The 12,389-nt window shown below is 61.9% G+C and carries 9 protein-coding genes; 2 read left to right on the plus strand and 7 right to left on the minus strand.

What is annotated here, in order from left to right; genetic code table 11:
- Positions 1-20: 20 nt before the first annotated feature.
- From UNPF46_RS13755 to UNPF46_RS13775, 5 genes are all read right to left on the minus strand, one after another.
- Positions 21-1,052 carry a TRAP transporter substrate-binding protein gene (locus UNPF46_RS13755; RefSeq protein ID WP_100177427.1) on the minus strand — a complete coding sequence of 344 codons (1,032 nt, stop codon included), beginning with the start codon at positions 1,050-1,052 and terminating at the stop codon, positions 21-23.
- Between the two features lie 697 nt (positions 1,053-1,749).
- Positions 1,750-2,907, minus strand: coding sequence for a serine hydrolase domain-containing protein (locus UNPF46_RS13760; protein ID WP_246668646.1), 1,158 nt, complete (start codon positions 2,905-2,907; stop codon positions 1,750-1,752).
- Positions 2,908-3,026: 119 nt separating this feature from the next.
- Complete coding sequence (locus tag UNPF46_RS13765) at positions 3,027-4,337, minus strand: MFS transporter (protein ID WP_142250365.1); 1,311 nt, start codon at positions 4,335-4,337, stop codon at positions 3,027-3,029.
- Between the two features lie 49 nt (positions 4,338-4,386).
- Positions 4,387-5,889 (minus strand): amidase, encoded by a 1,503-nt coding sequence (locus UNPF46_RS13770; protein ID WP_142250422.1) that lies wholly within the window; start codon positions 5,887-5,889, stop codon positions 4,387-4,389.
- 52 nt (positions 5,890-5,941) lie between these two features.
- Entirely contained in the window at positions 5,942-6,928 is a 987-nt protein-coding gene (locus tag UNPF46_RS13775; protein WP_142250366.1) for an amidohydrolase family protein, read from the minus strand.
- A 108-nt stretch (positions 6,929-7,036) separates the two neighbouring features.
- Here UNPF46_RS13775 and UNPF46_RS13780 point away from each other — a divergent pair, with 108 nt between their 5' ends.
- Complete coding sequence (locus UNPF46_RS13780) at positions 7,037-7,939, plus strand: AraC family transcriptional regulator (protein ID WP_283811666.1); 903 nt, start codon at positions 7,037-7,039, stop codon at positions 7,937-7,939.
- A gap of 344 nt (positions 7,940-8,283) precedes the next feature.
- On the opposite strand, the gene UNPF46_RS13785 is transcribed toward UNPF46_RS13780, so the two are convergent.
- The gene (locus tag UNPF46_RS13785; protein WP_100177433.1) at positions 8,284-8,979 is read right to left on the minus strand and encodes a VIT1/CCC1 transporter family protein; all 696 of its coding nucleotides are present in this window, start codon (positions 8,977-8,979) and stop codon (positions 8,284-8,286) included.
- A gap of 53 nt (positions 8,980-9,032) precedes the next feature.
- Positions 9,033-9,911, minus strand: a complete 879-nt coding sequence (locus UNPF46_RS13790; RefSeq protein WP_142250368.1) for a ferritin-like domain-containing protein — start codon at positions 9,909-9,911, stop codon at positions 9,033-9,035.
- 178 nt (positions 9,912-10,089) lie between these two features.
- Between UNPF46_RS13790 and UNPF46_RS13795 the strand changes: the two genes are divergently transcribed.
- Positions 10,090-12,384 carry a NosR/NirI family protein gene (locus tag UNPF46_RS13795; protein ID WP_142250369.1) on the plus strand — a complete coding sequence of 765 codons (2,295 nt, stop codon included), beginning with the start codon at positions 10,090-10,092 and terminating at the stop codon, positions 12,382-12,384.
- Positions 12,385-12,389: the final 5 nt, after the last annotated feature.

Raw genomic sequence — 12,389 nt, forward strand, 5'->3', positions numbered from 1 at the left:
ACCTCGACGGCCCCGACACGTTACGACAGCTTGCCGACGGCCTTTTCCAGGAGGTCCCAGGCCTGGTCGCCATACTTGCCCTTCCACTCGGCGTAGAAGCCGGCGGTGCGCAGCTTGTCGCGGAACGGCGCCACGGCCGGCTGATTGAAGGTCAGGCCCTTGGTCGCCAGCTCCTGCTGCAGATTGGCGTTGAGCTTGGCTGTGTCCTCACGCTCCTTGACGGCAGCGGCATTGATGTTCTTGGCGACGATGGTGCGCACGTCCTGAGGCAGCTTTTCCCAGGCTCGGCGGTTGGCCAGGAACCAGAAGCCATCCCACATGTGGTTGGTCAGCGAGCAGTATTTCTGCACCTCGTACAACTTGGCGGTCGAGATGATTGCCAGCGGGTTCTCCTGGCCTTCGACGATCTTGGTCTGGAGCGCCGAATAGACCTCGCTGAAATTGATCGAGGCGGGCGCGGCGTCGAACGCCTTGAACATCGAGGTCCACAGCGGCGACACCGGCACGCGGATCTTGAAGCCCTTGAGGTCGTCAGGCCCGGTGATCGGCTTGGTCGAGGACGTGGTCTGGCGGAAGCCGTTGTCCCAGATCTTGTCCATAACCTCGAGGCCGGCCTTCTTGATCTCGCCGCGGACATGGGCGCCGAGGTCGCCGTCCATGGCCTTCCAGACCGTGTCGTAATCCGGAAACGCGAAGCCGATGCCGTTGATGGACGCCGCCGGCACCAGGGTCGACAGGATCAGGCCGGACAGCGTGAAGAACTCGACGCCGCCGGAGCGGATCTGGCTCAGCATGTCGGTGTCGGAACCGAGCTGGTTGTTCGGGAAGATCTGGAGGTCGAACTTGCCGTTGGTCTCGCTCTTGATCGCCGCCGCCATCTCCTTGGCGCGGACGTTCAGCGGATGGGTATCGGGCAGGTTATTGGCGTATTTGTAGGTGAACTCGGCGCTCTGGGCGCGGGCCACATGGGGCGCACTGAGGCCGCCCAGGACCGCGGTCGCGGCGGAGGCCTTGAGAAGCGTGCGTCGGGAAAAGCGCGTCGAAAAGACCATGGGTCTGCTTCCTCGGAAGGTTTGTTGTTGTTCTGAGATGCAAACCTATACGGACGTCAGGTCAGAAGGTCATCTGCGATCTCGCGAGGTCTCGCTTATTGCAGCCGGACAAGGTGACGGCAATATCGGCTTTCGGCGAGATGGGCCGGATGCAAAATTTGAAAAACAACCCCATGCACAGTAGCCGTCAAGTGCGGAGATGACGATCGGTACGAGTACCGAAAACGGCCGGAAGCGAAGGAAAAATGATAGGAGTGTCGCCTAAATATTTGATCTGATTGTATATAAATATATTCCATAATATTCCTTATGCGAATCGGGTATTGACCCTTTGCCTGATGGTCCTCCACATAAGACCAGCACGATCATGGAAGTCGCGGTCGTCGAGTCTGGTGAGCCCTATTCCGACTCCCGCTAGAGAGCACGACTGCAGGGTTTCATGGTGCCAGAACAGGACGGACAAACAGGAACCTCGAAGCTCGAGACGTCCGATGCTGGATCTCGGCGTCGCCATTCGGCAAGGCGGTGGCGTCCAGGTCCGCCCAAGCCGCGTTGAGGCGGGTCAGCTCAACCTGGAAGTCAACGCGGCGCACGGCGGCCGTACACGCTAGGGCAACGGACCAGTTCGAGCCTGCCGTGGAGGTCGATCACCACCCTACTCCCGGCCGCATGAGGCAAGGTTAGTGCCGAGGCGTCATCAGCTCGATCGCAGGCACCTGCGCACCTCGTCAAACCCGGCATGCGTCAGCCACATCGTTCGACCATCGACGGGTTGCGGCCAGGATGAGAATTTGGCCATGACGATCTTGTTCTTGCGATCAACGAACAGATTCTGACCGTGGATGCCCATCGCGAACAATATTTCCGGATCGGTGTCGACCGTATACCATCCGCTGCGATAGCTCATGCTTCGGCTGATGGGAGCGAACGATTCACCCCACTGACCGGAGCTCCACGCCTTGCGATCACCGCCGGTCGCAAGACCGTGCACGATGTGGTTCGGGAAGATCTGCGCGCTGCCGGAGGAACCGTCGAGGCAAACCACCTGCCCGAGCCGCGCCAGGTCGCGGGCCGTTGCACAGAGCCCGCCTGCGCTGCGGGCAAAGCCGTCCCAATCCAGGGTGAGCTCGGCATCATCGCTCGCTATCGGAGCCCATAATTTCTCGGACAGCAGGTCTTGCACCTTCGCGGAGGTTGCTCTCTCGATGACCCATCCAAGCAGATCGGTGTTTGCGGAATGGTAGGTAAAGCCGCCCCCGCATGGCCAAGCCGGGCCACTGAGCCGGGAGAGAAAGCTCCGGATATCTGTCTTGGGATCGCCGGGCGGCTCCCATCCGACCGATCGTGCGTAGCTCTTCTCCTGCGTCGCGTCGAAAAGAACAGCGACGCGCATGTCGAGCAAGTCCCTCGCGCGCGCCGCTGCGTAGGGCGAGTTGGCGACCTCTGGCACACAGGCGGTGATGGGCCTATCGAGCTTGATTGCTCCATCCGCCGCCAGAATCTCCGTCAACAGCCCTATGACAGCCTTGGTCGCGGACATCGCGATGTGGTGCGAGTTGGGCTCCATGCCGTTGCGATAAGCCTCGTAAACAAGCCGCCCGTCGTGCAGCACGATCATGGCGTCGGTCGACGTCGCCGCCAGAAACGGCTCGAGGCCCATGGACGAGCCATTGGGTAACCGGAGCGAAAACGCCTCGATGGACTCCGATGAGCTCGGAAACCGGGCTACGTTGCTACCGGAGCGGACGCGTGCTGTTGCGATTTCGGACGGGAGGTGATGGAACGCGCGATGATTTTGAGGCGATTGCCTCCAGTTCGACAGGTTCACATCCGGCTGAGGGGCATCGGCTTCCATCGCGATCGTTCTCCAGTTCGGCGGGGTAGCGGGCACGTGACGCATCACCGTCGCGTCAGCTCGGGTGGACAGTGGAAGAAGGCAACCTCCAGCAGCCGCAGCCAACAATTCACGCCGGTTCATGGGCGCACCTGACTCGCCAGCGCCAAATCGGGCTCGTCTTCGGTGGCTTGCGCGACGAAATGTCGAGCGCCCCAGAGCGACAATGCGCTGATACAGCCGATGCCCATGAGATAGAGCGCGATCGGCCACGTTGCGCCGGCCCATGCAAACAGAGCAGCGCTGATTGCAGGGCTGAAACCTCCGATCAATCCGGAGGCGAAATTGTAGCTGATCGATATTCCACTATATCTGACCCGCGGGTTGAACAATTCCGAGACGTAGGCCGGAAGCACGGCATAGAGCGCACTCGTACCAAACAAGGCCATGCAAACTGCCGCCGTAACGCCCTCGAAAGTGCCGAAGCGGACCAAAGCAAAGAACGGGAAAGCGCCACCAACAGTCATCAGAGCGCCGAACAGAGCGATCGGTTTGCGTCCGAAGCGATCCGACAGCAGGGCAAAAATTGGAATGATAAACAGCGTAAAGGCCGATCCGACCAGCACGGCATTAAGCACTGTCTGTCGCGGAATTCCGACCGATTGCACCGCATAGGATACGACGAACAGCGTCTGCACGTAGAATGCGACCACGGTGCTCAGGACAACCCCGGTTCCGATCAGGATGGCCCGCCAATTCTGACGGAAAACCTCGGTGACCGGCTGCTTCGAGAGCTCGTTGTTTTTGGCAAGAGCGGCGAACTCGGGCGACTCGACCAATCCGATTCGCATGATCATGCCGACGATCACGAGAAGCGCGCTGGCGAGAAATGGGATCCGCCAGCCCCAGCTCAGGAAACTATCCTGAGGAAGTGTCGACAGGAGCGAAAAGGTCCCGGTGGACAAGAACAAGGCGATGGGCGAGCCCATCTGCGTGAACGAGCCGTAGAAGCCTTTTCGGGCGGCAGGTGCATGCTCCACGGACATCAGCACCGCGCCACCCCACTCCCCGCCAAAGGCAAATCCCTGAACGGTACGAAGGATCACCAGCATGATGGGGGCCAGAATTCCCACTTGTCCGTAGGTCGGCAGCAAACCGATCAAGAAGGTCGAGACGCCCATCGTCATCAGCGTGAAGACGAGCATCGACTTCCGCCCGATGCGATCGCCGAAATGGCCGCAGACCATTCCGCCCAAAGGGCGCATGATGGCGCCAATGGCGAAGGTCGCGAACGACAGCAGTGTACCCACAACCGGATCGTAGGTCGGAAAGAACAGAGTGTTAAATGCGATCGCCGCCGCAGTCGCATAGATGTAGAAATCATAGAGTTCGATGCATGTCCCGATCAGGCTGGCAAAGGCGGACCGCCGTGCGATGTTGGTTGACGCCATGGTGAATATCCCCCTCTTTCAAAAGCCCCGAACCGTTTGCCTGGAACGCTCAGCGACGGGCCTCGAAGGCCGCGGCTGCGCGATAGATCGATGATTCTCCAGAGTGCTTTCCGACCAGCATCATGCCGATCGGCAGGCCATCGCTTTCGCCGCAGGGAATCGACATGGCGGGATGGCCGGAGCAATTGAATTGCATCGTGTTGGCGAGCGGCACCCCCGACAACCGGATCAATTCCGATAGAGGCGCATCAGCCGCAGGCATCGGGCCAGCCTTCATCGGTGTCGTCGGCATCAACAGGAGGTCGTAACCCGAGAGCACCTCGTCATAGGCTGCACGCAAGCTGCGATTCAGATTTTGCGCTCGCGCGTAGTAGAGCCCGCCGTAGCGCTTCGAAAGATAATGCCCGGTCAGCATCGACAGCTTCAGCGACGGCGGCAGTTCGTCGGCGCGTTCGCGCCAATGCGAGTGGGCCTGGAGCAGGCTCGTCACGTACAGCCCGCGCCAGCCGGTGCCGAACGCGTTTCCCTTCATCAGGGTATTCGTGCCGCCCTCACCGGCTATCGCGCGCCAGATCGTCCGGCCGGTCGCATGCATCGGGATGGATATCTCTTCGACGGCGGCGCCGAGCCGCTTGAAGACGTCGCTCGCCGCAAGCACTGCGGCATCGACGTCGCGCTCCGAGACAGGCAGGCCGAACCCCTCCCGAACGAGCGCGATCTTCATGCCGGCGACGCCGGCAGACAGGGCGGCAAGGTAGTCGCCCGACGCGCCCGTGCATTGTCTCGGATCGAGGCCGTCCGGACCCGCAAGCGTCTGCAGCAGCAGCGCGTTGTCGGCGACGGTGCGCGTCATCGGGCCGGCATGATCGAGCGTCGGCTCGATCGGCATGATGCCCGTATAAGGCACGAGACCGTGCGTCGGCTTCATGCCGACGATGCCGCAGAAAGATGCCGGTGCGCGGATCGATCCACCCTGGTCGCAGCCGATGGCGAGGTCGGCTTCGCCTGCCGCGACTGCGGCAGCGCATCCCGATGACGAGCCTCCGGCGCTATATCCGCGCCGGTGCGGATTGTGCGTCGGGCCAGTCGCATTGGTGTGACTGCCCGCCGAAAAGCAGAAAAATTCGCAATTGGCCTTGCCGAGAATGGTGCCGCCGGCTTCGAGGATCCGCGTCACTACCGTGGCGTCGCAATCGGGCACGTAACCTTCGAGCGTCGACGAGCCATTCATCATGGGAACGCCGGCCAGGCAGATATTGTCCTTCAACGCAACGGTACGGCCAGAGAGCGGCCCTTCTGCTGCGCCCCTTACCTCCGATTTGACGTACCAGGCATGATGCGGATCTTCGCCGTGATCTGGTCTGTAGCCTGCCGATCGGGGATATCGCGGGGGCTGCACGACGTCCGTCACTTCGACATCGAACAATTTCATGAGCTCGAGATTGCCGGAGAGCATGCTGTGAAACGTGTCGCGCTCCGCCGCGCGCAGCGAGAAGCCGAGCTCGGACGCCAGGTGCTCGAATTCCTCGTGGCTGGGAGCTTTCAGGCTCATGTCAGCCATGTTCCGGATCAGAAGGGGATTGGATCAAAGCGGCACACTCGGCTTATTCCACCGCCTCACAGACCGGCTGAACCCGCGCTGCAATCGACGGAAACAGTTTCACCCCGGCGCGGCCGATCTCGTCGATCTCCAGCTTCGTCAAACCCGGGAATGCTCTCAGAGACCGAATATTTTCCTGCATGGTGGCCTCGCTCGAACACAGCACGCCGCAGTCGGAGCCGTAGACGAGGTGATCGGCCGTCGTCATCGCAAGGGCGGGCGCCAGGCTGTTCGCCGATCCCGTCGCTGCTGTGTCGAGATAGAGCGCCGCCAATTGCGCCTTCATCTCGGCTTTGGTGATGCCTTGCGGGTTGGGGACCCAGCTTTCCGTGCCCAACAGCAAAAGACGTCCCGCCAGCGCCGGCAGGGCGGCGCCGCAATGAGCGATGACGAATTTGATTTTCGGATAGCGACGGAAGATGCCGGCATACAGCATGTCGATCACCGTTCGCGTGGTCTCGAACGCCACTTCCAGCAGAGCCGTCGGACGTCCCATTGACGGCTCGCCGTAGGCGTCCGGGTGCACGAAAACTGTCGCCTGCCGCCGCTGCAGTGTTTGCCAAACCGGTTCGAGCCTGATGTCGCTCAGGTACACGTCATTGTAACGGCAAGTTACGGCGAAGCCGTCCGCCTTCAGCTTCTCCGTGCGATCGATCTCCGCAAGACAAGCGTCCGGATTGTCCGTGGGGAGGGCAAGCAGAAGTCCGAAGCGGGACGGATAGCGAGCAACGATCGATGCGCCATGTTCGTTCGACAGCTGAAGGGCCTTCAGAGACTTCGGGATGTTGCTCAGCATCTGCATGGCGATACCGGTGCCATCCATGTGTGCGATCGCGGCTTCCGCAGTCCACTGGTAAAGCTCGGGAGCCAGGAAGCATCGCTCGCAGCGCGCGGTGGCACTTCGCTTGAGCTCCTCTTCGGTCTGCGGGACCATGAAATGCGCATGGACGTCGATCCATTGCGCCTCGAAGCCGTCAGCAAGGCTCTTCATCGACCTACTCTTCTAGGGTCATCCTGAGCGAGACCCTAGCGACGGCTTTCAGGATGCTCTATATCGAGGCGTCCGCAATTCTTTCGAGATCGTCCTATTTCCGATCCCCTGACCCAGGTCGTCCGGCTCCTCAAACCGCGCGCGCTGCTCTGGAAGCAGCTCGACACGCGAGGCCCATGGGCCATTCGCTATCCCTCGCTCCAGGACACGATTTTCGTTCTGGTCACCGAGGGAAACGCCAGGCTTCAGCTTCCTGGCCGACCGACGCGCACGATGGTCACCGGCGACTTCCTGATGATGACGGCGCCTGAAGAATGGATGATGGGGGACAGCGAGGAGACCAAGCCGATCAGGTTCCAGCCTCCTCAATCCAACCCGTCGGCACGGTCGATCGTCACCGATCCATCGAGCACGGCTCCCACATTGAAGCTGCTGGGAGGCCGCTTCTCGTTCGACCGCACGCATTTGGGACTGTTGAAGGACATACTCCCCACCGTGGTCGAGATCGGTTTTGCGACATCGGGCGCAACACGCGTGGCGTCGCTCCTGAAGATGCTCGGCACGGAAGCGTGGGAGGGTCGACCGGGCTCCGCCCTGGTCATCGAACGTCTGCTGGAAATCCTTTTGATCGAGGTCATGCGCTACCAGGGCGAGGCGCAGGCGAACGTGAACCCCGGCCTGCTGGCCGGTCTTGCCGATCCGCAGATCGCTGCATGCCTGGAAGCCTTACACCAGGATCCGTCCCGGGACTGGTCGGTCGCCACGTTGGCGAAGGCCGCCGGCGCATCCCGATCGGTCTTCGCACAGCGCTTCTGCGAGGTCGTCGGCCTACCGCCAATGCAATACCTTCTCAAATGGCGGATGGCGCTGGCCAAAGAAATGATCAGCCAAGGGGTCTCGATTTCGGAGATAGCCTTCGCCTGCGGCTATCAGTCGGCAAGCGGTTTCAGCGTCGCTTTCGCCCGTCATGTCGGTTGCCCGCCGTCGCATCTGCGTCCTACCCAAAATTGAGCTGTAGCTCATCGGACTAACGAGAAGTGTCGCTTTATTCTCCTGGCCGCCAGCATCCGCTCGGTCCTTGATGTCGCCCGCTGTGTCCCCGTGATCATTCGGTGACCGGCAAGCGCGTAGGGTTAGGTGAAGAGACGCGCCTGGCTTGCGATCGAACGCTACAGGAAGCGAGGTGTTCACTCCGAATCCCCACTGCCCGATTTTGCCGAAGACCCCCTTCTTGACGATCGTTGGGGACAGCGAGGGGATAACTTTCAGGTACAACACAGGGTGCGAACTACTCTCGAGTGCGATGCCATCGTCGGCGAACTGCAGCACCGCAAGTAGCGAATTAGGAATCGCGACTAGACTGCGTGCCCTACGAGCGCGCCGATGCCGGCGCTGGCGGCCATCGCGATGGCCCCCCAAAACGTGACTCGTAGCGTTGGCTTCACAATGCCTGCGCCCCCAATGCGAGCGCTGAGAGCCCCGAGCAACGCCAGGCAAAATAGGGAGCCTCCAGACACGATCAGGGATGTTGAACCTGAGGGGGCAAGCAGCACGATGCCGATCGGCAACGCTGCGCCGACCGAAAACGTCAGAGCAGAGGTCAATGCAGCCTGCACCGGTCGGGCGACTACATGGGCCGACAGCCCCAGCTCATCTCTTGCATGCGCAGCGAATGCATCCTTCGCTGTCAATTGCTCAGCAACTTGCCGGGCCAAAGCGACCTCGACACCGCGATCAACATAGATTTTTGTCAGTTCGTCTAGCTCGGACTCGGGTGTATCGGCGAGTTCCTTGCGCTCTCGGGCCAGATCCGCCTGTTCGGTATCGGCCTGAGAGCTGACCGAGACATATTCGCCGGCGGCCATCGACATCGCTCCGGCGACAAGCCCTGCGACCCCTGCCACCAGTACTTCGCCGGAGGAATTGGCAGCCGCAGCGACGCCTACAACCAGACTGGCAGTCGAAATGATGCCGTCATTCGCACCCAGCACGGCAGCACGCAGCCAGCCGATACGCTCAATGAGATGCGTTTCACGATGAATCGGATGCATGGCCGCTTTCCCAATGGATAAGATTGCAAGTTCTGATGGTTGCCGTAAGCGCGTCACTCGGCCGCAAGCGAGCGTAGCCAGGCCAGACGCGAGATCGCGCGTTCGGCAAGCCGCTGCAGGCTTTCGAGACGGGCCGAGTCGTTCGACCGCTCGGCACCGTCGAGGTAGCCGTCGACGAGCGCTTCGGCGATCTCCAATGGGCCCTTGCGTTCGATGGATGCGGGAAAGCTGCCGAAGCCGGCGGCGGCGGCGGCCATCTCGATCGATTGCTGGCGCAAATCCCGGATTCGGGCCGCGGTTGGCCCGTTCAGACGCGGTTCCATGTCGTCGAGCTGGGCAACGAGGCGCAGCTCGAGCCGCTGTGCATCGACATGCGACGACCCAGGCGCTGACGACACTTCCGCACTGACCAGGTCGTGCTCGCGATGATAAGCGCGCCGCCTCTCCTTCCGTAGCGCCGCCACGTGGCCAAGTTCCTCCCTGGCCATCGCTTCGGACGCCTTCTTGACCTCGGGATCATGCGAGAAGGCTGCCAGATAGGACCAGAAGGCGAAAGCACGCTCCTCGTTGCGGACTGCCATGGCGAGCGCGCGGTAGGGCGTCATCAATCGTGACGTTTTCACCTCGGCCGCAGCTTCAGGGGCGAGTGTTTCGGGCGCTTCCCAGCGCACCATGGCGGGATCCGGACGCTTGCCGCGGCGCGATTGCGACCACTGCGTCACACTGTCCGCGTGCTCGCGCTCGGCGTCCGCGAGTCGCGCGAACACCTCCGCCAGATCATCATTGCCCTGCCCGCGCATATCTTCGGCCAGAGACTCGTACTTGTCGGCTGCTTCCTGCTCCATTGCATGCGCTAGCGCAAAGAGCTCGTCGAGCGACTCCAATACACCGGCGGGCTCGGCACTGAGCAATGACGTGCGTAGAAATGGCATAGCAAGGACTCCACATGCAGACTTCCGGTCCGGTTCCTCGCGAACACAAATCTCGCCCACGGGGTTGACAGAGGCAGTCGTACGCGATGAGTGTTGCACGTCAGCGGCGACAAATCATCGACGAAGATATCAAGGCGCGCGCGGCCCGGTTGGTCGCGCAGATTGCATTTGAATCGACATGTTGAAGCGTCCGGATGACGACACCGCCTTCGCACGACGTGCAGCGCTTGCGCTCGCAGGTGTGCTACTGCTGTGTCTGACTTATATTTCGCCCGCATGCGCCGCCGGCGATCTACCGACATACCTGCCGAAGATCACACCTGCGGACTTTTTCCCGGGAGCGGATCGTTTCGGCCCGCCGCAAGGCGATCCGCCCATCGTGCCGGTGTACCGCGGTGACCAGCTCCAGGGCTTTGTCTTCCTCAACTCCGATTTGGCCAATTCGGTCGGCTACTCCGGCAAACCGATCCACCTGCTGGCCGGGATCGATCCGAAGGGCGTCATCACCGGCATCAAGCTCGTCGATCACAAGGAGCCGATCGTGCTGGTCGGCATTCCGGAAGCCCGCATCGTCGCCGCCGTGAATGGCCTGATCGGGAAGGACATGAAGCCTGTCGCAAGTGGTGCCGAGAAGCCGCCGCAGGTCGACATCGTGAGCGGCGCAACCGTCACCGTGCTGGTGATGGGCGACAGTATCGTCCGCGCCGCGTCCAAGCTGATCCGAAGCGGTCGCGTTGGCGCCGTCGGCGGCGCAGCGGTTGCGGCAGCCCTGCCCCCCGTCATCAAGACGCTCGATCTCGAACACAGTGAAGTCCGCGACTGGGAGAGTCTCGTCGGCGACGGTTCGATACGCCGGCTTCATCTCAGCGTCGGCGACATCAACGACGCCTTTGCAAAATCCGGCAGCGCAACGGCGACCCAGTACCCCGAACCGGGTGAGGCCGACGACACCTTCGTCGACCTCTATGTCGCGCTCGTGAGCGCGCCCACGATCGGCCGCAGCCTGCTCGGCGACGACGGCTATCGGCGGCTGAAGGACGGCCTGAAGCCGGGGCAGCAGGCGATCATCGTCGCCGGCAACGGCCCCTACTCCTTCAAGGGATCGGCCTATGTCCGCGGCGGCATCTTCGATCGCATCGAGATCCTGCAGGAGGGCAACAGCACCCGCTTCCGCGATCGCAATCATACGCGCCTTGGAGCATTGGACGCGGTCGGCGCGCCCGAGTTCAGGGAAATCGGCCTGTTCGTCACCCCGCCTGAGTTCACTCTGGATCCGACGCTGCCCTGGCAGGTTCAGCTGTTGGTGCAGCGGAGCCTCGGCGGCCGCGACAAGGCATTCCTGACTTTCGATCTCAACTACACCCTGCCCGACGGCTACATTCGTCGCGAGCAGCGCGCCCTGACTGTGCCGGAGAGCGCGGCGCCTTCACCCTCGCAGGCAAAGGCGGCGATCACACCGCCTGCTGAGGTAGACGAGCCGCTTTGGATGCGGATCTGGCGGTCGAGCACGGTCTCGATCGGCATCACCGCGTTCATGCTGGCCGCCCTCACCGGCATCTTCTTCTTTCAGAACCTGCTCGTGCGCCGCCCGGTGCTGTACACCTGGGTACGACGAGGCTATCTCGCCTTCGTTCTGGTCTGGCTCGGCTGGTACGCCAACGCGCAGCTCTCCGTCGTCAACGTCGTCACCTTCATCAATGCGCTGGTGACGGGATTCCGCTGGGAGTTCTTCCTGGCAGCGCCCCTGATCTTCATTCTGTGGGCCGCAACGGCGGGCGGGCTTCTGTTCTGGGGCCGCGGCCCATTCTGCGGCTGGCTGTGTCCCTTCGGCGCACTCCAGGAGCTCACCAACACGGCGGCGAAATGGCTGAAGGTGCCGCAGATAACGGTGCCGTGGGGACTGCACGAGCGGCTCTGGCCGATCAAATACATCATCTTCCTCGGACTGTTCGGCCTGTCGCTCTACTCGGTCGACATGGCCGAGCGGTTCGCCGAGGTCGAGCCGTTCAAGACTGCGATCATCCTGAAGTTTTCGCGGAGCTGGCCGTTCGTCGCCTATGCCGTCGCCCTGCTCGTCATCGGCCTCTTCATCGAGCGCTTCTTCTGCCGCTACCTCTGCCCGCTCGGCGCGGCGCTGGCAATTCCCGGCCGCATGCGGACCTTCGAATGGCTCCGCCGCTGGCAGGAATGCGGATCACCCTGCCAACGCTGCGCCAAGGAATGCCCGGTGCAGTCGATCCATCCCGAGGGTCACATCAACGTCAATGAGTGCATCTACTGCATGCATTGCCAGGAACTCTATCACGACGATCACCGCTGCCCGCACATGATCCAGGTGCGGCTCAAGCGCGAGAAGTTCGCGGCGATGTCGTCCCCCACGATGCGCTCAGGCGGCAAGGGTCCCGCAACGGTCATCACCGCCGGCGGCAAGCCTGTTGGCGTGTCACCCACTGTCTCTCCACCACCTAACTGAACCGA

This window comes from Bradyrhizobium sp. UNPF46 (genome assembly GCF_006658625.1).
Classification (GTDB): Bacteria; Pseudomonadota; Alphaproteobacteria; order Rhizobiales; family Xanthobacteraceae; genus Bradyrhizobium; species Bradyrhizobium nitroreducens.

What these genes read in the sequence shown, in the direction of transcription:
- UNPF46_RS13755 (WP_100177427.1), bottom strand. Translation starts at nt 1,052, where the DNA reads ATGGTCTTTTCGACGCGCTTTTCCCGACGCACGCTTCTCAAGGCCTCC.
- UNPF46_RS13760 (WP_246668646.1), bottom strand. Translation starts at nt 2,907, where the DNA reads ATGGAAGCCGATGCCCCTCAGCCGGATGTGAACCTGTCGAACTGGAGG.
- UNPF46_RS13765 (WP_142250365.1), bottom strand. Translation starts at nt 4,337, where the DNA reads ATGGCGTCAACCAACATCGCACGGCGGTCCGCCTTTGCCAGCCTGATC.
- UNPF46_RS13770 (WP_142250422.1), bottom strand. Translation starts at nt 5,889, where the DNA reads ATGAGCCTGAAAGCTCCCAGCCACGAGGAATTCGAGCACCTGGCGTCC.
- UNPF46_RS13775 (WP_142250366.1), bottom strand. Translation starts at nt 6,928, where the DNA reads ATGAAGAGCCTTGCTGACGGCTTCGAGGCGCAATGGATCGACGTCCAT.
- UNPF46_RS13785 (WP_100177433.1), bottom strand. Translation starts at nt 8,979, where the DNA reads ATGCATCCGATTCATCGTGAAACGCATCTCATTGAGCGTATCGGCTGG.
- UNPF46_RS13790 (WP_142250368.1), bottom strand. Translation starts at nt 9,911, where the DNA reads ATGCCATTTCTACGCACGTCATTGCTCAGTGCCGAGCCCGCCGGTGTA.
- UNPF46_RS13795 (WP_142250369.1), top strand. Translation starts at nt 10,090, where the DNA reads ATGTTGAAGCGTCCGGATGACGACACCGCCTTCGCACGACGTGCAGCG.